The following is a 20278-nucleotide window of genomic DNA, read 5'->3' as shown; positions in this document are numbered from 1 at the left end:
GGGTGTCGGACCACTTGGTCTGACACCCGCCATAAGCTTAAGCGCAGAGAGGAGTATTCCCCTCCGCTATCTCAAGAGGATCCGGATCACTTCTTGAGGTCGAGCCCGGAGCCGGCCTTGAACTTTACAGACTTGCGAGCAGCGATGTGCATCTTCTTGCCGGTCTGAGGGTTGATGCCGGTACGAGCAGCACGCTCGCTGGTAGAGAATGTGCCAAAGCCGATAATGGTCACCTTCTCGTCCTTCTTCATAGCCTCTGCGATAACATCGCAAAAAGCATTGACAGCCTTCTTGGCGTCTGCCTTGGTGAGCTCGGCCTTCTGGGCAACTGCCTCAATGAATTCGGTCTTGTTCATGGTAATGTAATATGGTTATTAAACGTGTAAAAAATAATGATGCTAAGGTGTGTAGTAGAGACCCCAACTGCTAACGCACGCAATGTGACATCCCTTCTACATGCTCAAATGTAGGAACTTTTATTGAAATACAATATAATTCGTCACAAAAAGGGCGTTGAAATCGCTTTTTCATCGCACTTATCAGTCCTTCTATGCCATTTTGTGTGATGAAGATGACAATATCGGACTTTGCTATCTGCATATACGTCTGCTGATAAGCCCTGCAATAGCCCGCTACGGCACCTATATGAGGACGAATAGTCTATTGCAGGGTTAGAAATTATGTCGTACCTTTGCGTTACACTTCTGGGAGGGATTTCAGAGGTGATATGGTGCCCATAGCTCAGTTGGTAGAGCGCTGGATTGTGGTTCCAGATGTCGAGAGTTCGAACCTCTTTGGGCACCCTACGGAGACTTTACATTCGTTTGTAGAGTCTCTTTTTTTTGCTCCTGACATAATAAAAGAGTGGCAGCGTCTCATCCGAGACGCTGCCACTCTGCTTTATGCTGTAGCTCCTTACTTCTTAGCGGAGTCTACCCTCTGGATGAGGTCATCGATGGCTGCCTTCAGCTGAAGGTCATTGTCAGTCAGGAAGTCCTCGGGAGAGTTGTAGACTGTGATCTCAGGGTAGATCGCTCTATTCTCTCGGGGAAGATTGTCCGTCCCGGTCATCGTCACCTGTGGGATGCCGAAGACGAGGTCCTCATTGACCTGCGTCTCCCACCATACGGCAGTCATGGTACCGGCCACGGGGGTGCCGACCAGTTTGCCAAGCTTGAGGGTCTGGTAGGTCCACGGGGTGCCGTATGCATCGGAGTAATTGTCCTCACTCACCAGCATATTGGACGGCTTGTACCACTGCATGAAGGGCTCGGAGCCGATATACTGACCTCTCGGCTGGAAGCGTGCATACTCCTTGCCACTAAGTAGGATTGCTACATCATTGTGTAGCCAGCCGCCACCATTGTGGCGCGTATCCACAACGATCGCATCGCAGCCTCGGTACTTGCCGAGCATCTTGCTGAATACCCGACGGAAGGATTCGCTATCCATTCCCTCGATGTGGACATAGCCGACACGACCATTGCTCCACTTCTCGGTGAGAGCTGCCCGGCGGTCCACCCAGCGGTCGTAGAGGAGAGATGACTCCTTACCGAGTGAGATGGGAACGACAGACTCCTCAACCTCCTTGCCGCTCTCGTCCCTGAGGGTCACGACCGTGCGCTGTCCGGTGAGACCATTCAGGTAATGCTCAATCGGAAGGTCCTTGGAGATGGTGGTGCCATTGATCTTGAGGACGATGACGCCCGGTTTGGCAATCGACTTGGCGCGGTCGAAGGGACCGCCGACGATCACCTCGGTGATCTTGGCTCCCTCGCCTTCGTAGCTGTCGTCGTAGAAGAGCCCGAGTGAGGCGGTCCGAACAGTGGACGCACCACCGAAGTAACGCATACCGGTGTGGGAGCCATTGAGCTCTCCGAGGAGCTCGCTACAGAGCTCGGCAAAGTCGTAGTTGTTATTGATGAAGGGCAGGATCTCACGATAGCTGTCGGAGTAGCCCTTCCAGTCCACACCATGGAGATTGGCGTCGTAGAACTTATTCTCTACCTGCCTAACCATATGGTCGTAGATGTATGCCCGCTCCTTAGCCGGTGAGTACTCAAAGCGTGCAGAGTAGGTGAGGGGAGTGATGTCCCTGCCCTCAATCTTCTTGAAGCCGTTGTAGCCAAAGAGGTAGAGGGTCTTCCCATCCTTGCTCATCTCCAGAGAGCCACCGCCGGTATCGCCAACAATCTCCTTGGTCTCCTTCTCAGCGAGGTCGAGGCAGTAAAGGTTGGTCGTGCCATCAAAGGAGGCGAGGTAGTAGAACTTATCTCCCTCCGGCGTTACAGCGAAGTCAGACTGAGAGCCACTCGTACGGGTGATGCGGACGATACGCTTGTCGCGATTGGAGAAGTCGAAGACGAGAGGCTTCACCTTGTCCTCGTCCTTGCTCTTCTTGTCCTTCTTTCCCTTTTTCTTCTTGTCCTTGTCGCTCTTGTCTGCGCTCTCCTTTTTCTCATCCTTGTCCTTCAGGAGCACCTCGCGCTCCTCCTTATCAAGGAGGAAGCGGTCGTATGCATCCTGATCAAGGAACATCAGGTAGATATCCGTCTGAGAGCCCCAGGAGCCGTGGCTACGGTAGCCGGCGTAGTCGCAATAGTAGGCGATCGCTTTTCCATCAAGGACAAAGCGGGCACCGATGGCATTGTATCCGGTCTCGGTGAGATTGACCAGCTCACCAGTACCATCCGCCTTGACGAGAGCCACGTCGGCATTATTCCAGCCACCATTGCCCATGAAGTTGGTCAGGATATACCTTGAGTCGGGACTCCAGGTAAACCACTGGTCTCCATCAGAGTAGGAGTAGTTGTACTTCTTATTCAGCACCTCGGTGCTCTTGCCACTGGCAAGGTCAAGACAGTAGACTGCAGCGCGATCCCTTAGGTAGGCGATCTTCTTCCCATCGGGGCTAAAGACCGGCTGGAATGCGGGTACCCCCTTCTCGTGAGTCAGCTTCTTCTCCTCCAGCTCGGTAGCGTAGGTGAAGGTCTTCTCGTCTGAGCGCTTGATGGTGGTCTGATAGAGGTTCCACTGATCCTCACGCTCTGAGGAGTAGACGAGGGTGCGTCCATCGGGGCTGAAGGTCAGGTCTCGCTCCTGCTCAGGGGTATTGGTGATCCGCTTCGTGGTGCCGTACTCAATATTGGCAACGTAGACATCGCCATGGACGATGAAAGCGTACTCCTTGTCATTGGGAGAGAGCTTTGCCTCTGAAGCCCCGCTCCGGTAGGCCACATAGAGCTTCTCCTGCTTGCTGTTGTCGGCAATCACCTGCACCGGAAGTTGCTTTGCCTCTCCGCCCTTGGGCATATAGTAGAGCCGACCATTCCAGGAGAAGGCGATATTGCCACTATTGTCCATAGAGAGGTTGCGGACCGGGTGCTTCTTAAAGTTGGTCAGCTGAGTGGGGTGGGTCGGGTCAGCGAGAGTGGCGCGGTAGACATTGAAGTTACCATCCCGCTCGCTCAGGAAGAGGAAAGCCTCCTCACCCGGGAGCCAGATGGCATTGCGGTCCTCACCCTCAAAGGCCGTGATCTTAGCATACTTGCCCATACTGCCATCCGGAGTCCACATCCATATATCTCTGGCGACGGGGGACTTGTGGTGCTTCCGCAGAGGATCCTCGTACCCCTTGAAATCGGTAAAGAGGATGCGTCCGTCCGTGCGATTGATCGATGGCATCTTCATCGTAAAGGCGGAGAAGAGGTGCGGACGCCCTCCGGTGGTCTTGATCCGGTAGACTTGAGAGAAGGAGCCACCGGGGAAGATACCCGACTCTTTAGTAGTGCGATAGCCGCACTCGTAGAGGATGGTCTCGTTGTCTAAGAAGGCGACCGGTGTCTGTGTCTTGCCATTGATGTAGGTCAGCTTCCTTGCCTGACCGCCCTGACGGGAGGTGAGATAGACGTGGAAGGTGCCGAACTCCCGGTCAGACGAGAAGGCGATGCTCTGTCCATCAGGGCTCCAGACCGGCGCCGTGTCGTATGCAGGATTGGATGTAATCTGTGTGGCGATGCCACCGCTCACCGGTACGGTGAAAATATCCCCTTGGTAGGTAAAGGCGACCACCTTTCCATCGGGGCTTAGGGCGGTGTTCCTAATCCATCCCGCATCCTCCGCCTGTCCCAAAGCAGCGAGGGGGGCTGCCAGTGTCAGGAGGGACACTGCAAGCAGCTTCATGGTTTTGTCCATAAATGTTGGAGTAATATTGAGTGTAATAAAAGTAGTCAGATCGTTTATCAGATCACGTAGATGAGCTCGCAGAAAAATCCTACCAGCACAGGCACCAGGATATTAGTCACTATGCCGTGGAAGATAGAGGGGATCGTGTAGCTGGCACCTACAGACTTCTGCACTACAGGGAGACAGACGTCGGCGCTATTGGCTCCGCAGAGAGAGATCGATGCCATAGGCCCGATCTTATTCCCTATGAGTGGGACCATCAGGAGGGCAGTCGCCTCTCGTATGATATTTGAGATCAAGGCGACAGTCGCAAGCGAGGCAGCTCCATAGGATCCAATGATGATACTCGAGAGAGAGTACCACCCGAGACCGGCACCAATGGCCGCACCCTCCAGCCCTGTGATATTGGGGATAAATAGGGTCATAAAGGCGGCGCCGCAGATACTACCAATGCAGGTGAAGACGGGGAGCGTCCAGATGATCCATGGCATCTTGAGCATAAGTTTCACTTTCTCCATATCGGTACCTAAGTTTAGCCCGATGACGAAGAGGAGGATGTAGATCACAAACATTGAGGTCCGTGAGTCAAGTAGGATTGCGGGGACGTTGTCTCCCATAAAGTATCCTACAAGTCCGCCGCCGATGAGGCAGGCAAAGATGATCAGACTGTCTTTCATTGCTTATGTGATGGCTGATTTTTCTTTTCCATATACTTCCCGATAAATCGCCACATACCCCATCCGAGTAGGACGCTGCAGACCACTGCCCCGATCGTGAGCAAGAGAGCTGAGATACCGATCTGACCGAGAGAATTGATCGCATCGTGGTCGCTGCCGATCTCAATGCCGAGCAGGAAGAGAAGGATGCAGATGATGACAGATGAGAGCCAAGAGGGGACTGTGAGCCTCTTGGATCGTCGGTTGATCAGCGCCCCGATGAGCATGCCGACCGCAAATGAAGCAACGATAATGATCGTGTCCATATCATTACAAGTAAAGTGTGTAATACCCTTTTGCAGCACCATCTCCGAGCCCGGGGAGAGGGGTAAGCGATGGCACGCCTAAGGATGCACGCGTAAATGTGCTTATGAGCTACGCGACTGAGCTATTCTAAATTAAAGGTTGCAAAGAGCTTTATACCCTTTGCGACGGTCAAATGTACTAAAAGAAACGAAAAACTACCGCTTGTGCAGGATGCTATTGAGTACACGGACAGAGGAGACGAGGGTCCCCATCTCTGTGTAAATCTCCACATCCCAGAGGTGAGTTGAGCGTCCGCGGTGGATGATCTTAGCCTTGGCCGTCAGTGTATTGCCGAGCCGTGCGGAATGCACGTGGCTACCGCTCACCTGCATTCCCACCATCGTCTCATCCTGGCTCAGCAGGTAGACCGACCCATAACCGGCTATTGTTTCAGCGAGAGCGAGGGAGGCACCGCCATGGAGGATCCCCATAGGTTGGCAGGTGCGGCGGTCGACCGGCATCGTACACTCCACGTAGCCCTCCTCAAGGAGCGTACACTTCATCCCGAGTGTCTCCATAAGGGTATCCTTCTGCATCGCATTGATGAAGTCCACCTCAGGATGCGCAGCGGACTGCTCCGGATGCAGCACATATTTATTAAGTAGGTGCTGGATCCCCTCCTCCATGTTGGAGGTGGTGACGTAGTCGGCCACCTGCTTGACCATCTCATTGGCATTAGCCATCGCCACTCCCAGTCCGGCAGCTTGGAGCATCGGGATGTCGTTATTGGCATCGCCGACGGCGATCACTTGGCTTCGCTCGATCCCCATCTCGGACATGAGGAAGCTGAGCGCCTTTCCTTTGTCCACATAGGGACTCATCACCTCGATGAAGATCGGGCCGGAGAGGATCGCATTAAGCTTTCCACTAAATCGCTCCTGCAGTTCGATAGCCAGCTTGCCGATCACCTCCGGGTCACCGGCAATACCACACTTGTAGGGGTCTCTTACGAGTGCATCCTTGAGGTTGGGCACCTGGCGTATCGGCATCCCATTGTCTATCTGGCTCTCTTGGCGGACGTAGTGGCTATCAGCATCCTCAGTGATGATCTCGTGGCGGGGGGAGGGCATCATCGTCACGGGGTACCCCTTGAGGAAGTCGTAGAGCTCACCGACCGTCTCTCGTGAGATGGTCGATCGGGTGAGGACATCGTTGTCGATGCACGAGGTGATCTTGGCACCATTGTAGGAGATGATATACCCCCCATACTTCGCAAGCTGGAGCTGATCTGCAATATGCTCGCAGCCAAAGGTCGGTCTCCCCGACACTAAGGCGACGGTCATGCCCATCTCGAGGATCTCTCGGATGGCATTGGCAGTGGCGGGGGTGATCTGCTTATCGTCCGTTACTAGCGTACCATCGAGGTCAACGGCGAAGAGAAGGTACTTCAGAGGATCGCTCGTAGAGCTATACTTGGGGTTAAGTATGCGGGGTGTCTTGGCCGATACTGGCATAGGTTATGTGTGATTTATAGTGATAGTATATTGAGCACTCGGTAGTCCTCCTCGCTGATCTTCTTGGCGCCCTTGATGGCACTGGAGAATGGGATGTAGACGACCCTGTTGTCTCGGATCCCAACCATAATATTGCGCTGTCCATCGAGGAGTGCATCGACAGCAGCGACACCTAAGCGACTGGCTAAGATACGGTCGCCTGCGACTGGGCTACCACCGCGCTGGATGTGGCCCAGGATTACAGCCCGAGCCTCCCACTGAGGGTGTGACTCGTGGATCCTCTCGATTAGTGCCTGTGCGCCTCCGGTGGCGGGACTCTCAGCCACAAGGACGATGGCAGAGTTCTTAGTCTTTCGGAACCCATTCTCAACCATCCAGTTCATCTGATCCATTGAGCTCTTAAACTCCGGTATCACCGCAACCTCGGCACCACTGGCAATGGCTCCATTGAGTGCCAAAAATCCCGCATCACGACCCATCACCTCTACGATGAAGAGGCGGTTGTGCGAGCTGGCTGTGTCGCGTAGCTTGTCGACTGCGTCCATGATCGTATTGAGGGCTGTGGCGTAGCCTATCGTCTGGTCGGTCCCTCCGAGGTCGTTATCGATTGTCCCGGGGATGCCTACGATGGGGTAATTGTGGTCACTGGCAAACTTCCGGGCGCCACTCAGGGAGCCATCGCCACCGATCACCACCAGAGCGTCTATCCCGTGCTTGACAAGATTGTCGTATGCCAGCCGGCTCCCCTCCTCAGTCATAAATTCCTTGCAGCGTGCGGTCTTCAGGAAGGTGCCTCCCCTCTGGATAATGTTACTGACATCCTCAGTGGCGAGCTCTTTGATCTCATCGTCAATGAGCCCCTTGTATCCCTGGTAGATACCATACACCTTGATCCCATTGTAGATGGCGGTACGCGTTACCGCACGGATGGCGGGATTCATCCCCGGTGCATCGCCTCCGGAGGTAAGCACCCCGATGGCCTTGATATTACCTGTGGCTGTGATCAAATTGTCCATATTACTCCTATAAAATAATTCTAATGACAAATGTAATCAGAAGTGGCCAATAAAGTGGTCTTTCCATGGCACGACCTGAGGTTAAGTTCATCAGGAGACCGATTGCTCCGGCTCATACCATATCCTGTAAGACGCTCGATTACTTTTCCCTACCTACGGAGTACAAAAAAGGCTGCCGGCCACTGAGGGTCGGCAGCCTTTTCAGACTTATCTGTACTGAGCCGACTTTAGGCTCAGTGGGGGGCAGTGTTACATCCCCTGAGGCATACCTGCGGCAGGATTCATGGCAGGCTCATCCTCCTTGATGTCGGTGATCACACACTCGGTGGTGAGGAACATGCCTGCGATGGAGGCAGCATTCTCAAGAGCGACACGCGACACCTTGGTCGGGTCGATGACACCGGACTCACGGAGGTTCTCAAAGCGATCCTCGCGTGCATTGTATCCAAAGTCACCCTCCGACTCGCGGACTTTCTGTACCACTACGGCACCCTCCTTGCCAGCGTTGGCAACGATCTGACGCAGTGGCTCCTCAATAGCGCGGCAGATGATATCGATTCCTGTCTGCTCATCGTCATTGGCGCCCTTGAGACCCTCGAGGGCCTTCTGTGCACGGATGTAGGCAACGCCACCACCGGGGACAGTTCCCTCCTCAATGGCTGCTCGAGTGGCGCTCAGAGCGTCATCGACGCGATCCTTCTTCTCCTTCATCTCCACCTCACTGGGGGCGCTGACATAGAGGACTGCTACTCCACCAGCGAGCTTGGCGAGACGCTCCTGGAGCTTCTCACGGTCGTAGTCAGAGGTGGTAGCCTCGATCTGATTGCGGAGCTGGCTGACACGATTGGCGAGAGCATCCTTGTCTCCCTTGCCACCTACAATAGTGGTGTGGTCCTTGTCCACGCTGATCTTCTCGGCACTTCCGAGCATATCTGCGGTAGCGTTCTCAAGCTTGAGACCGACCTCCTCGCTCACCACAGTGGCACCGGTGAGGATGGCGATATCCTCAAGCATCTGCTTACGGCGGTCACCGTAGCCGGGAGCCTTGACAGCGGCGATCTGGAGGATGCCACGGAGCTTATTCACCACGAGGGTGGCGAGTGCCTCGCTCTCAACGTCCTCAGCAATGATCAGGAGTGGACGACCGCTCTGAGACACCTTCTCGAGGATGGGGAGGATGTCCTTGATGTTGCTGATCTTCTTGTCGTAGATCAGGATGTAGGGGTTGTCAAACTCCGTCAGCATCTTGTCCGTGTCGGTCACGAAGTATGGGGAGATGTAGCCCTTGTCGAATTGCATTCCCTCAACGACATCAACATAAGTCTCCATACCCTTAGCCTCCTCAACGGTGATGACACCCTCCTTCTTCACCTTACCGAAAGCCTCAGCGATCAGCTTGCCGATCTCCTCGTCTCCATTGGCAGAGAGAGTGGCGACATACTCGACTTTCTTCAGGTCGGTGCCTACCTCCACGCTCTGCTTCTTCAGATCCTCGACGATGACCTTGACGGCCTTATCGATACCTCTCTTGATCTCCAGAGGGGCAGCACCGGCTGCGACGTTCTTGAGTCCGACGCTGATGATGCTCTGGGCGAGGACAGTAGCGGTGGTGGTCCCGTCTCCGGCGTCGTCATTGGTCTTAGAGGCTACCTCCTTGACCAGCTGGGCACCCATATTCTCATACGGATCCTCCAGCTCGATCTCCTTGGCTACGGATACACCATCCTTGGTGATGTGGGGAGCGCCAAACTTGCGATCCAGGATCACGTTGCGCCCCTTTGGTCCGAGAGTCGTCTTAACCGCATCGGAGAGCTTGTCGACACCATCCTTCAGGAGGGTCCTTGCCTCAGTGCTGTACTTGATTTGCTTAGCCATATAGTGTTGTGATTTGATTCTTTTTGATGTTTCTACTTACGATTGATTACTCAATGATGCCGAGCACATCGCTCTGGCGCATGATGAGGTACTTAGTGTCTCCATCCTCTACCTCGGTACCTGCGTACTTGCCATAAAGAACGTGATCTCCCTCCTTAAGCACCATTTTCTCATCCTTGGTGCCCTCACCTACGGCGATGACTTTGCCGCGGACCGGCTTCTTCTCGGATGAGTCAGGGATGACGATGCCTGATGCAGTAGTCTTCTCTGCCTCTGCGGGCTCAATGAGGACTCTATCTGCTAACGGTTTGATATTCATAATTGAGTTGCTGAATAATGATTGATATTGTCTTTACTTTCACTATTGACTTAGGGAAAAGTGTGCCAAGTCCCACCTGACAAGTCTGCCGGTGACAAAATGACGCTCCACATGTGACTTCTCTGTCATTACTCACCTACTGAGAGGAGGCTGGTGGCAACTCGGTGCCGGCAGGGTGGGGCGCGCCCTGTCTATCCCTCTCCGGGAGCGGGAAAGCCCTGATACTTAGGGATGAGTATTTTGTCGCAAACCATAAATCACGTACCTTTGCGCTGCTTAGTGCGATGGACAACAGCGGTTGTCCTCTCCAAAAGGTTCCGAGACACGGACGCCTGATCGCATTGCCGGCCCGTGAGGGTATGTGGCGACTCAGGATATCTATTCACTAAACATTTTGATATGAGATTCAGAAATTTCGTACTTGGAGGGCTTGCTCTGCTGATGACGCTATTGTGCCTGTCTGCCAGGGTAGCTCCCGAAGAGCCTGACTTTGGGCTCACCCCGGGAGAGCGCTTTCCAGGAAGAGAAATGGAGGGTTTCCATGACACACTAAATGCCCTTGGCGGTGGTCCGGAGACAACAGTCATTGTGACGTGGCGGACCGATGATGGTCTCTCGAGAGCGATTAATGCAATGCTCTCACACCGATCACTTGCAAGAGGGGTAACGGTCTACTCGATCTGTCTGGATGACAGCGATGACGATGCCCTGCTTTATGCAAAGGCAGATAATGTGGCCATGGGGACAAGGATCTTGGCAGCTTCACAGCTGGGCCGGAGCGTAAGAAGGCAGCTTATGCGGCGTGGACCGCAGGTCTTTAAGCTCTCTTCCGGGCTGGTGAGTGAGGTCTATAGCCCGGATCGCATCTGGCTCGATGGGGTGTCTGTCTTATGACTCCCTGCCATTCCTGCCGGATGAGCAGTTTTCCCTCCCCTCTGGCAATCTGGGGGACACTATTGTCTTCCCGTTTGCCGGACTCATGTTTTTGAGCAATCAGTTAATTTGCATTTAATAGAGACCACCCCCGAGAGAATGATTCTCCCGAGGGTGGTCTTTCTTTTTAGCAAAAAGATTCCCTTTTACTTCTTCTCGCTGCTCCGGTCGTAGACATTGCCGCCATGGCAGTCAACAGCAACGATTACCGGCAGCTCCTCGACACGGAGCTTACGGATAGCCTCCGTCCCCAGCTCGTCAAAGGCGATCACCTCAGCCTCCTTGACACATAGAGACATCAGGGCAGCTGCGCCTCCGATGGCAGCGAAGTAGACCCCGCAGTGGTCTTTCAGGCTGTCAATGACGGCCTGATTGCGGGCTCCCTTGCCGATCATGGCTCTTAGTCCATGCTCCACAAGGGTAGGGGTGTAGGCATCCATACGTCCGGCTGTGGTAGGCCCTACCGAGCCGATCGGCTCACCGGGCTTGGCAGGAGCCGGACCGGCGTAGTAGACAATCTGTCCCTCGAAGTCAAAGGGCATCTCCTCCCCACGCTTGATCATCTCGCAGAGTCGCTTGTGGGCGGCATCGCGAGCGGTGTAGATGGTTCCGGAAATGTAGACCATCTCCCCTGCGTGGAGTGTCTTGATGATCTCATCGGTCAAGGGAGCCGAGATGATACGCTTCTCTGTATCACTTGTATGCATAATAAGTCGTGCGTTTCTTACTTGGTCGGGTTATTGGATCAGAGACTCCCCTCGGAGTGACGGGTGGCGTGGCAGCTGATATTGACCGCCACAGGTAGTCCGGCGATGTGTGTCGGACCGGCCTCCACGTGTACGTCAAGGGTCGTCGTGTCACCGCCCATCCCTGCGGGGCCGATGCCGAGGGCATTGATCCTGCTGAGGAGCTCCTCCTCGATAGCAGCGAGGTGGGGCTTTGGGTTACGGTCGCCTACGGGACGGAGTAGGGCGCGCTTGGCGTAGAGAGCGCTCTCCTCAAAGTTGCCGCCGATACCGACTCCCACGATAGTAGGTGGGCAGGGGTTGGGGCCGGCATGCTTGACCACCTCCATCACGTAGTCCTTGACGCCCTCCTCGCCATCGCTGGGCTGCAGCATACGGAGGTCGCTCTTATTCTCACTGCCGAAGCCCTTGGGGCTGACGGTGATCTCGATCTTGTCGCCCGGGACGATGTCGTAGTGGATGATGGCAGGGGTATTGTCCCCGGTATTCTCTCGCAGGATCGGGTCATTGACCACCGACTTGCGGAGGTACCCTCTCTGGTAGCCATCACGCACACCGGCATTGATCGCATCGGTGAGATTTCCCCCCACCACGTGGACCTCCTGTCCGAGACGGACGAAGACAACTGTCATCCCGGTGTCCTGGCACATGGGCTTCTCCTTGTCGTGAGCGATGTCGGCATTCTTGACCAAGGTCTTGAGGATGCCCCGACCGAGGGGAGAGCTCTCCCGCTCGCTGGCATCCTTGAGCGCATTGTAGATGTCGGGTGATAGATTATAGCAGGCATCGATGCAGAGTCGGGAGACCAGCTCGGTGATATCCTGCGCTTTTATTTCTCTCATAAGTTGATATATCTATGTTAAGAGACTCCTAAGAAGTATCTGGCGTTGCGGTTATTGAGGTCCTCCATCTCCTCCTCGGTTGCTCCCAGCAGTCCTACCAGGCACCAAGCATCGTATCGTCCATCATAGATGAGTGAGTGATGGAGCGAGAAGTCCTTGATCTCACCGGTCGACTGGACGTGGATACGAGGACCCTCGCAGGGAAGTATCCTCTCACCGACCTTGATGTGGTCCTCATCGATATAGCTTATCGGGAGGTCTGCCCTGATAAGGTCCAGTATCCTCTGCTCCAGTCGACATAAGTCCTCTCTGGAGAGATTGGGATCCTCATTGAATTTCAGGACATACCCCTTGGCAATATCTGCGGAGTAGAAGTGATCCTCATGAAGGTTGAATAGCTCTGCAAGGGCGAGCGTCGTCACCTCCTCAGCGGAGTGAGCCATCTTGCGGTAGATCAGCGAGGACTCCACCATCCGGGAGAGCGTGTGAGGCTCAGGACCAAAGATAGAGGGTCTCGTGATGATGATCTGCTCACCAATAGCTATCAGCAGGTCGGCATTGCGACCGAGGGCGTCGGTGAGCAGATCAAAGTGCTCGATGACAAGCCGCTTCTTGGCCGCAAGGGCTCGGTTGACGAAGTCGACGATCTCATACATCTGGGTGAATGCGAGCTGAAACCGCATATCCAGGTGAAAGGTGGTCGCAGAGTGCAGGTCTGCAAATCCGCTACGGAATTGCATGATCTTCCTCGTGAGGATCGCATCATCATCATTGGAGAGCTCCAGCCCGGGAAACATCCCATGGATGAGGGAGGACTTGCCGGAGCCGGCAGCACCGATGATGCCGATCAGACGATCGGTGAAGCTGAGATGCAGCTGGCTGATCCGTTCGCCAAGCTGTAATAAACGCTCACGCCCACGCGGGGCGAAGTACTGGGTCTCTACCCAGGACTCCTGCACTCGCTTGGGCGTGGCGTGAAGTCTTACGCTATTGGTGCTCTCCTCAAGCATCAAAAGTGAAGTGGACCAGAGGGGCGTGCTGCTGCGCGCCGTAGACGTCTACCTCACCAAGGGCACCGCTGGGGATCGGGCGCTTAATCGTCACCTTGACCGCCTTAGCCGGATCAAAATAGATCACATTGAAGACGTCTTCCTCCTTGATGCCATAGAGCTTGGAGAAGGACTCAGCTGTGATCGGCTTGTGCTCCTTGAAGAAATTGTAGTCGTCAAACGTCTTGAAGATAACGTCAAACGTCAGCTCGTACGGACCCGAATTCTTGCTCCGGATCACGTCAGCCATGTCGATAAGCTTATATGTTTTCATCTCTTTCTCTTAATCAAAGTCACTGCATTTGCCGTCCTTGACATCATGGAAGGTGACAGGGAAGTACTGCTTCGGATCATCTACCTTCATCAGATGGTATACGTTAAATTCGTACACCGCTCCCATATGGGCATCTGACGGGGAGAAGGGGAAAGCAAGATTTCCAGCCGTGGAGATACGTCCGGGGTAGCCGAAGTGGAGGAACGTACTGCGAGCGAAGCTGCAGATCGTATCAGCGATGGACTGTGTCTTGGCGACACACTCGATGATGATCAGGAGCTCCTCACCGGTAGCGTTCTTGATATTCGGGAACATACTCATCACAGCGCCTCTGCCATAGATCTTGAAGTCAAGGAAGAAGTCACCCATATCCATATCGCGGAAGTTATCTTCGACGCGGGCGCGTACATCCTCCTTCACCTCATCGATCTTAGAGATCAGGATCGGGTCAGAGCAGCCGGCGCATGCTATGGTGCGGTAGCCGGTATTCTTGACACCCTCAAGCTTGATGAAGTAGCCGTCAGTGGGCTCGAAGACTGTACCTGCGATGGCGACACGATTGTCTGCCACCTGCTTGAAGGTGGTATTGTGCAGATTGAGGCGTCCGCCCGGGCCGGGGAGGAGGTAGGGATTGGACTTCTCGTAGAGCGTGTGGGCAGCGACAGAGAGAGTCGTGCACTTGCGCGCCGGAGATAGGGTCTCGACCTCGAAATGGTCCTCGTAGAGGTAGCCGAACATACAGTCACTACCGCTACCGGGGAGTGCACAGATCGCTGCACACTCAAGGATCTTACCCATATGGAGGGCGAGTGCCTTGTCAAAGCCCTTCGTGATAGCGAGGCTGGCGAAGACAGCCGGGTCGTAGGAGCGACCTGCCATGATCACCTGAGCACCGCCCTTGAGAGCCTCCATGTAAGGCTCCTCACCCATCTGGGCGACGATGTGCACCGCCTCATCGATGTCCTTGTCCGTCAGCTCCGGCACGGGACCGAGAGGGCTGATGCGACCCTCCTTGAGGTTGTAGCGGATCGTCTCCTTGTCAAACTCTGCAGAGATCTCAGCATACTTAAAGCTAAGGTGGTGCTCCTCAGCGATCTCCATGACGAGACGGCGATTGATCTCAAGGTGTGGGGTAGCGCCTGATCCACCGGAGGTACCGACAATGACCGGGATGCCTGCCTTGATGGCAGCAGGGATCATGATGGAGAGGTCACGCTTGACAGCTGCGACATCGGTAAAGGAAATGCCGGCACCGAGGTAGTAGGGACCCGGGTCGCTGGATCCTGCATCGCAGGCGATCACGTCCGGGTGGCGCTTCATGCCCTCCTCAAACGACTCCTTGGGGAAACCGTATCCCAGGATCGCTGACGGAGAGAGTACTCTGAATTCTTTCATGGTAACGAATGCTTTAGCTTAATTCCTTCTTTGATTAGAGGACGTCCTTGAGTGCCAGGATGCGGCTCATCTCATTGAACATGATCATATAGCCCTCATCTACACCCATACCGGGCTTAGCCAAGGTCTGGGACGGGGAGGTGGCCATAGCTACGTGAGCACAGCACTCAGCAGAGCGATTGGTCTCGTTGCAGGTACCACCGAGGTATGCGCCCATCCCGTGCTCCTTGCAGTAGAGGACAGCCTCAATGGAGTTGTTGATACCGCCGAGGTCAGGAGTCTTGATCTGAGCCATGTGACCGGCCTTAGCCTTGCAGAAGTCAACAATGTCCTCAAAGGTATTGCACCACTCGTCAGCTACGATCTCGGCATCCATACCCTTGTCGTCCATGCACTTGCGGATAGCGGCGAGAGCCTTGATCTGAGCCTCGCGCTCCTCTACGTCTACCGGACCCTCGATGCGGAGGTGGAAGGGCTTAGCAGCCTCAGCCAGCTCGCCGATGTAGTCAGCGATCTTCTCCCAGTCGTTGTTAAATACGATACCCAGGGTACCATATACATCGATGTGGAAGATCGGCATGTAGTCCTCGCGGGTGCGCTTATCAAGGATGCGGTTACGCAGCCACTTGACATACTCGAGCAGCTTCTCGCCCTTGAGACCTACCTTCTTCTCTACGTGATTGAAGAGTCCGTGAGGCAGGATATCAGCCTCCTTGATGATCATCTTGTCGACGTTGTTGTAGCGATCGTCACCAGACTGTGCGAAGATTGGGATCCTCTCGTCAGACAGGGTGGTGTGATACTCGTCAGCGATGACCTGAGCCATCAGCTTGCCCTCTGCCTTAGCGACAGCATCAAGGCATGCCTGTGTCACGCCGTAGCGGATGGCGGTGTGATACTTCTTACCATTGGCGTCTGTGTGCTTGTCGACCAGATCAGCCATCTCGCGGAAGTTGGTGATCTCCTTACCCTCATAGAGCGGAGCGATCTCCTTCATGATCACAGGGATGAAGTCCTTTGCGAGGAAGAGCGGATCACGGCCTCCGGCTCCTGAGTACTGTACGGCAGCGCAGTCGCCATGAGCGATGGCACCATTCTCCAGCACGAAGAGTACCGAGATGGACTCTCCTGCCTGACGTACACCGGTGAAGCCCTCAGTTACAGGGTCACCGACATAGAAGTTACCGTCATTCTCAGCACCCTTCTTGATGGCACGCTGGTCATCGAAGTAAAAGCCGGTCTTACCGGGGGCACATACTACCTTCTTAATTTTCATAGAAGAAATGGATTGAAGTTTAGTTGTTTATTATAGGATTGATTGTATTCGATTACTTGAGGTTCTTACGACCGACGAGGAAGCCCTTACTGATCGCATAGACATCATCGATAACCATCTGGAAGCTCACCTCGCGATTTTCACACTTGGCTCTCTCCTCCAGCTTCTGGCGATGGAAGTCCTTCGTCTCTTGAGAGAAGGGCATATTGCCACAGTCGAGGATGCGGATGGCCCCATCGTTGTCGCGTGCAGGCATTACCTTGCCGGCATTGTACTTATTGGGAGCGAAGGGGATGTCAATCACACCGGCTGCAAATGCGTTTACGACACCTGCACCCAGGTCGCCATTACCGAGCTCAAAGACCTTGTCCATGATCTCCTTGACCTCCCTCTTGATGATCGCAGCCTCCTGCTCCACAGCGGGGATCATAGTCAGATCCTGGTCTCTCAGCATAGAGATCACCTGCTTGGTGGCGCGGAGACCTGCAGCGTTGGCCTCCTTGGTCGGGATGCCGACTGCCTCGTGAGGTGTCTTGACGATCACCTTGGTCGCCTTGGCAAGCGCAGCGGTGGCAGATCCCCAGCTGATCACGCCAAATGCCTTAGCCTCATCCTCCGGGAAGCCTCCCATCCACTGGTGGAAGACAGTGGTGAGGTGCACTTTATTGTAGCCATACATCTCCAGATACTCGCGGCACTGCTCCCTGAGTGCGCGGATAGCGGCGACATCCTGGATCAGGTTACCGCACTGACCGTAGCCCACCGTCAGGTCGCTCACACCCTGCTCTGCAGCGAGGAGTGCCTCGATGATGGCGACGGCATTGGAGATACAGGCGGGGATCAGAGTACCGGTGAGGGGGCCGAAGGGCTCACGATTGATATCCACTCCGTGCTCAGCGTAGAGACCGCAGAGACGGTCGGTGTACTGCCAGTACTTGATGACCTTGTCGATGGGGTGATCCTTGGAGTAGGGGATGTTGTAGGAGATACCTCCACCCTCATAGGAGGTGAAGCCGCCGGCGATGGCGATCTCCGTCAGAAGTCTTGCGTCCGGGGTCCCGTGACGTACCTGCACCGGGTTCTTGACAGACTCGGTGACGGTGCGGCAGATGTCTACACCATAGTTGACAGCCGGAAATCCGTTCAGGAGAGAGCGGCCGGCCTCTTGACTCTTCTTGATACCGATCTCAGCCTCCTCGTATCTATTGAGACGGGTGTAGCTGTCGATGGTGGAGGGAAGAAGATCCGCTCCGCCCATATCCTCGAGGTACTGTAGCAGCTTGATGTGCTCATCGTAGAGGGCGACACCGGCACGAGGCTGTATCAGCGTCCTCTTTTCCTCGTCAGCCTTCCAGAGCTTGGCTCCGAAGCGCTTCTCCTCAGGGATGGAGAGCTGGTACTTTACCGCCTCCTCAAAGTCGATATCCTTACCCGTGGGCCAGCAGGCCAGCACTTCCTCACGCTCTTTGAGGAAGTCGTCCATTGGGATTTTGACGTTTTTGACCTCCATAATAATATGTTGTTCTCTGTTAGTTTCGTGGTGTATTCGAGGTGGTTGACTCGCTAAGTGTCCCTCCTCGAGATTATTGTTTTTTCTTCTTCGTCCCGACCTTGACCAGCTCCTTCTGCATCAGCTCCAGAGCAACGTCAGGCATCTGCTCGCTCAGGAGACCCATTGACGCCATTATGTAGTGGCTGTCGAGGTAAAAGTCAGGCTTCAGTGGCTTGGCTTTGTCGTAGTTGGATATGTTGAATGTCGCACCGTCCAAGATAAACGTAGGGTCAGCGCTGTGTATCAGCGCCCCCCCGATACCGAGGACGTGATCCGTGAGGGTCAGGTCTTTGCCATTGATGGTAAAGAACTCTCCCATTGGGGAGTAGACCTTATGCGTGTGTCCTACATGGCGATCTGTCGCTAGGCTCACAGCTCCCTTGGCAAGGGCTTTCTCGCAGAGGATTTCATCCTCCGTCGCCGCACGAGTGGATTTATCAGCATCACATCGAGCGACCCAGTCTCTGAGCGTGTCGCCCGAGAGACCCACCTCAGCCGCCACGGCATCAAGGTCCAGTTGCTCCGAGAGCGCCGTGAGGCTATACCGCATGCCGAGGTCGCCCTCTACGGTACGCTTGCTATACGGCTCCGGGATACCCTGATGCATGATGTTGGCCTCATGAGGCTCGCCATCGCCTATCGAGTAGACATCGGTAGTGGCACCGCCGAGATCGATGGCCAGGAGCTCTCCCAGCCCTCGTCTGTTTTTGGTGCCGTCACTGAGCAGGTTGCAGGCGTTGAGTACAGCCAGAGGGGTAGGGATGATCTCGTTGTCAGCTTGCTCCTGAGCCTTGGAGAGACCCTTCGCCTCAATGATACGATCGATGAAGAGCTGCATAATGCACTTCTTGGCGGGAGCGATGTTGAGGGTGTTGAAGTTGGGCATCACGTTCTCCGTGATCACAAAAGGCTTGCCTGCCTCTGTGAGGATACGTGACACCTCTTCCTCAGCAGCTTTATTCCCCGCCACGACGGTAGAGAAGTGACCCGGGATCCGACCGATGACCTCCGCATTGTGGATGATATTCTCCACGTTGCCTCCATCGGTACCCCCGCAGAGGAGGAAGAGGTCAGGATCGAGTCGCTCGATCTCCTCTGCCTCGGTGTGGGTGATCTCGTAGGAGTAGGTCTTCATCACCTTGGCACCCGCACTGGCTGCTGCCATACGTGCTGCCTTGGCGGTGAGGTCGGGGACCAAGCCACTGGCCACCATCTTAAGTCCTCCCGCCGCACTGCTGCAGCAGAGGAATTTATCCGGTGTCCACTCCTTGCCGATCTCTTTCTCTAACTCTCTGAATGCATTGTGGAGCCCCTCCATCACATCCGTCTCGATCGTGGTAAAGGCAGCGCCTGTACCCACTATCTCAGGGACGTCTGTGTCGATGGCTGTTACCTTGGTATAGGTACTACCAAAGTCTGCTGTAAGATATCTCATGATGATGACGCAAAAGGGCGATCCTACTTGTGTATGGGTGGATCGTCGGGGCGAGTAGGATTATCTCTTGATCCCGAAAGTCTTGTCGATGTCCGCGATGGTTGTCTCGATCGGCGTACCCGGCGGGTAGACATAGTCGAAGCCCATCTTCTTGAACCGCTCAAGGACGTCCTCAAACTTCTGCTTACCTACCACCAAGTTGCCACCGGCAAAGAGAGGGATCCCCTTGAGACCCGCCTCATTGCACTTATCTCGCAGCCCCTGGCAGTCGATCTCCCCCTGTCCGTACATGGACGAGACAAGGATCGCATCGGCGTTGGTCTCGATGGCAGCTTCGATGTACTGCTCTTGGCTTACCATCACACCGAGGTTGATGACGTGGTAGCCCGCATCATTAAGCGCATAATCGATAATTTTGTTCCCCACTGCATGGGCATCGGCACCGATCACACCGATCACGATGGTAATATCACTCGCTTTACCAGTCGTAGTTTTCTTTGATTCCATAATGGTTATGACCCGCTATAGGTTATGTGGTGAAGTCATATAAGGGAGATTATAGCCCTAAAGAAATTAGTTAAGATCCTCTCTATGGCTTCCAATAGGGCAAACTTAGCCATAAAAAATGGATTAGCAAGTTATTGCCCACTTCTTTTTCAGTGCAGGCGCATCCGAGATGGATAGGATGCCCTCGGATGGTTCCGAAGAGGCGGCGGAAAGCTGCTCGGATGAAGCCTCACACTAATACCGATATTAGATAATTCTTTTACCGGTATTAGTGAAGTCTAATATCGGTATTAGTTGTCTCTAATATCGGTAAAAGAAATATCCCGGATCAGCGGTGACGCATTTGAGCGTTACAGCGGGCACTCAACTCATTGAGAAACGTGGTGAACGAAGCACCC

The 20278-nt window shown here is 54.5% G+C and carries 18 protein-coding genes and 1 tRNA gene; 2 read left to right on the top strand and 17 right to left on the bottom strand.

Going from position 1 to position 20278, the window contains the following annotated elements; translation table 11 throughout:
- Positions 1-86: 86 nt before the first annotated feature.
- Positions 87-356 carry an HU family DNA-binding protein gene (locus tag HMPREF2890_RS02165; RefSeq protein ID WP_070464644.1) on the bottom strand — a complete coding sequence of 90 codons (270 nt, stop codon included), beginning with the start codon at positions 354-356 and terminating at the stop codon, positions 87-89.
- Between the two features lie 374 nt (positions 357-730).
- Here HMPREF2890_RS02165 and HMPREF2890_RS02160 point away from each other — a divergent pair.
- A tRNA-His gene (locus tag HMPREF2890_RS02160) sits at positions 731-803 on the top strand.
- 112 nt (positions 804-915) lie between these two features.
- Here the strand turns inward: HMPREF2890_RS02160 and HMPREF2890_RS02155 are convergent.
- The 7 genes from HMPREF2890_RS02155 to HMPREF2890_RS02125 form a co-directional block, all read right to left on the bottom strand.
- Positions 916-4182 (bottom strand): S41 family peptidase, encoded by a 3267-nt coding sequence (locus tag HMPREF2890_RS02155; protein WP_070464641.1) that lies wholly within the window; start codon positions 4180-4182, stop codon positions 916-918.
- A 59-nt stretch (positions 4183-4241) separates the two neighbouring features.
- A complete protein-coding gene (locus HMPREF2890_RS02150) occupies positions 4242-4862 on the bottom strand; it encodes a LysO family transporter (RefSeq protein ID WP_070464637.1) in 621 nt (206 codons plus the stop codon).
- Positions 4859-5167: a LysO family transporter gene (locus HMPREF2890_RS02145; protein ID WP_070464634.1), complete on the bottom strand. Its 309-nt coding sequence runs from the start codon at positions 5165-5167 to the stop codon at positions 4859-4861. Before HMPREF2890_RS02145 ends, HMPREF2890_RS02150 begins: the two co-directional genes overlap by 4 nt.
- A 195-nt stretch (positions 5168-5362) precedes the next feature.
- Entirely contained in the window at positions 5363-6661 is a 1299-nt protein-coding gene (locus HMPREF2890_RS02140) for a Cof-type HAD-IIB family hydrolase (RefSeq protein WP_083289743.1), read from the bottom strand.
- A gap of 14 nt (positions 6662-6675) precedes the next feature.
- The gene (pfkA, locus tag HMPREF2890_RS02135) at positions 6676-7677 is read right to left on the bottom strand and encodes a 6-phosphofructokinase (RefSeq protein ID WP_070464631.1); all 1002 of its coding nucleotides are present in this window, start codon (positions 7675-7677) and stop codon (positions 6676-6678) included.
- A 249-nt stretch (positions 7678-7926) separates the two neighbouring features.
- The gene (groL, locus tag HMPREF2890_RS02130; protein ID WP_070464628.1) at positions 7927-9552 is read right to left on the bottom strand and encodes a chaperonin GroEL; all 1626 of its coding nucleotides are present in this window, start codon (positions 9550-9552) and stop codon (positions 7927-7929) included.
- Positions 9553-9598: 46 nt separating this feature from the next.
- A complete protein-coding gene (locus tag HMPREF2890_RS02125; protein WP_070464627.1) occupies positions 9599-9871 on the bottom strand; it encodes a co-chaperone GroES in 273 nt (90 codons plus the stop codon).
- 399 nt (positions 9872-10270) lie between these two features.
- Here HMPREF2890_RS02125 and HMPREF2890_RS02120 point away from each other — a divergent pair, with 399 nt between their 5' ends.
- Positions 10271-10765: a hypothetical protein gene (locus tag HMPREF2890_RS02120; protein ID WP_148130649.1), complete on the top strand. Its 495-nt coding sequence runs from the start codon at positions 10271-10273 to the stop codon at positions 10763-10765.
- 185 nt (positions 10766-10950) lie between these two features.
- On the opposite strand, the gene HMPREF2890_RS02115 is transcribed toward HMPREF2890_RS02120, so the two are convergent.
- The 9 genes from HMPREF2890_RS02115 to glmS form a co-directional block, all read right to left on the bottom strand.
- Positions 10951-11511 (bottom strand): Fe-S-containing hydro-lyase, encoded by a 561-nt coding sequence (locus HMPREF2890_RS02115; RefSeq protein ID WP_070464621.1) that lies wholly within the window; start codon positions 11509-11511, stop codon positions 10951-10953.
- Between the two features lie 38 nt (positions 11512-11549).
- On the bottom strand, positions 11550-12392 hold the full coding sequence (locus tag HMPREF2890_RS02110; protein WP_070464618.1) for a fumarate hydratase: 843 nt from the start codon (positions 12390-12392) through the stop codon (positions 11550-11552).
- 17 nt (positions 12393-12409) lie between these two features.
- Positions 12410-13402 (bottom strand): lantibiotic ABC transporter, encoded by a 993-nt coding sequence (locus tag HMPREF2890_RS02105; protein WP_070464604.1) that lies wholly within the window; start codon positions 13400-13402, stop codon positions 12410-12412.
- The gene (locus HMPREF2890_RS02100) at positions 13395-13715 is read right to left on the bottom strand and encodes a DUF4387 domain-containing protein (protein ID WP_018106350.1); all 321 of its coding nucleotides are present in this window, start codon (positions 13713-13715) and stop codon (positions 13395-13397) included. The genes HMPREF2890_RS02105 and HMPREF2890_RS02100 overlap by 8 nt, the downstream gene beginning before the upstream one ends.
- A gap of 9 nt (positions 13716-13724) precedes the next feature.
- Complete coding sequence (locus HMPREF2890_RS02095) at positions 13725-15110, bottom strand: acyclic terpene utilization AtuA family protein (RefSeq protein ID WP_070464601.1); 1386 nt, start codon at positions 15108-15110, stop codon at positions 13725-13727.
- 34 nt (positions 15111-15144) lie between these two features.
- The gene (locus HMPREF2890_RS02090; RefSeq protein WP_070464597.1) at positions 15145-16386 is read right to left on the bottom strand and encodes a methylaspartate ammonia-lyase; all 1242 of its coding nucleotides are present in this window, start codon (positions 16384-16386) and stop codon (positions 15145-15147) included.
- Between the two features lie 52 nt (positions 16387-16438).
- Positions 16439-17896, bottom strand: coding sequence for a methylaspartate mutase subunit E (locus tag HMPREF2890_RS02085; RefSeq protein ID WP_070464594.1), 1458 nt, complete (start codon positions 17894-17896; stop codon positions 16439-16441).
- A 73-nt stretch (positions 17897-17969) separates the two neighbouring features.
- Positions 17970-19373 carry a methylaspartate mutase accessory protein GlmL gene (gene glmL, locus HMPREF2890_RS02080; RefSeq protein ID WP_070464591.1) on the bottom strand — a complete coding sequence of 468 codons (1404 nt, stop codon included), beginning with the start codon at positions 19371-19373 and terminating at the stop codon, positions 17970-17972.
- A gap of 60 nt (positions 19374-19433) precedes the next feature.
- Complete coding sequence (glmS, locus tag HMPREF2890_RS02075) at positions 19434-19880, bottom strand: methylaspartate mutase subunit S (RefSeq protein WP_050560097.1); 447 nt, start codon at positions 19878-19880, stop codon at positions 19434-19436.
- Positions 19881-20278: the final 398 nt, after the last annotated feature.

The sequence above is a fragment of the Porphyromonas sp. HMSC065F10 genome, assembly GCF_001808555.1.
In the GTDB taxonomy this organism is placed as follows: Bacteria; Bacteroidota; Bacteroidia; order Bacteroidales; family Porphyromonadaceae; genus Porphyromonas_A.
This window is presented reverse-complemented; position numbering and strand designations above follow the sequence as displayed.

Excerpts from the sequence above, each read along its gene's own strand:
- HMPREF2890_RS02165 (WP_070464644.1), bottom strand. The coding sequence starts at position 356 with ATGAACAAGACCGAATTCATTGAGGCAGTTGCCCAGAAGGCCGAGCTC.
- HMPREF2890_RS02155 (WP_070464641.1), bottom strand. The coding sequence starts at position 4,182 with ATGAAGCTGCTTGCAGTGTCCCTCCTGACACTGGCAGCCCCCCTCGCT.
- HMPREF2890_RS02150 (WP_070464637.1), bottom strand. The coding sequence starts at position 4,862 with ATGAAAGACAGTCTGATCATCTTTGCCTGCCTCATCGGCGGCGGACTT.
- HMPREF2890_RS02145 (WP_070464634.1), bottom strand. The coding sequence starts at position 5,167 with ATGGACACGATCATTATCGTTGCTTCATTTGCGGTCGGCATGCTCATC.
- HMPREF2890_RS02140 (WP_083289743.1), bottom strand. The coding sequence starts at position 6,661 with ATGCCAGTATCGGCCAAGACACCCCGCATACTTAACCCCAAGTATAGC.
- pfkA (WP_070464631.1), bottom strand. The coding sequence starts at position 7,677 with ATGGACAATTTGATCACAGCCACAGGTAATATCAAGGCCATCGGGGTG.
- groL (WP_070464628.1), bottom strand. The coding sequence starts at position 9,552 with ATGGCTAAGCAAATCAAGTACAGCACTGAGGCAAGGACCCTCCTGAAG.
- HMPREF2890_RS02125 (WP_070464627.1), bottom strand. The coding sequence starts at position 9,871 with ATGAATATCAAACCGTTAGCAGATAGAGTCCTCATTGAGCCCGCAGAG.
- HMPREF2890_RS02120 (WP_148130649.1), top strand. The coding sequence starts at position 10,271 with ATGAGATTCAGAAATTTCGTACTTGGAGGGCTTGCTCTGCTGATGACG.
- HMPREF2890_RS02115 (WP_070464621.1), bottom strand. The coding sequence starts at position 11,511 with ATGCATACAAGTGATACAGAGAAGCGTATCATCTCGGCTCCCTTGACC.
- HMPREF2890_RS02110 (WP_070464618.1), bottom strand. The coding sequence starts at position 12,392 with ATGAGAGAAATAAAAGCGCAGGATATCACCGAGCTGGTCTCCCGACTC.
- HMPREF2890_RS02105 (WP_070464604.1), bottom strand. The coding sequence starts at position 13,402 with ATGCTTGAGGAGAGCACCAATAGCGTAAGACTTCACGCCACGCCCAAG.
- HMPREF2890_RS02100 (WP_018106350.1), bottom strand. The coding sequence starts at position 13,715 with ATGAAAACATATAAGCTTATCGACATGGCTGACGTGATCCGGAGCAAG.
- HMPREF2890_RS02095 (WP_070464601.1), bottom strand. The coding sequence starts at position 15,110 with ATGAAAGAATTCAGAGTACTCTCTCCGTCAGCGATCCTGGGATACGGT.
- HMPREF2890_RS02090 (WP_070464597.1), bottom strand. The coding sequence starts at position 16,386 with ATGAAAATTAAGAAGGTAGTATGTGCCCCCGGTAAGACCGGCTTTTAC.
- HMPREF2890_RS02085 (WP_070464594.1), bottom strand. The coding sequence starts at position 17,896 with ATGGAGGTCAAAAACGTCAAAATCCCAATGGACGACTTCCTCAAAGAG.
- glmL (WP_070464591.1), bottom strand. The coding sequence starts at position 19,373 with ATGAGATATCTTACAGCAGACTTTGGTAGTACCTATACCAAGGTAACA.
- glmS (WP_050560097.1), bottom strand. The coding sequence starts at position 19,880 with ATGGAATCAAAGAAAACTACGACTGGTAAAGCGAGTGATATTACCATC.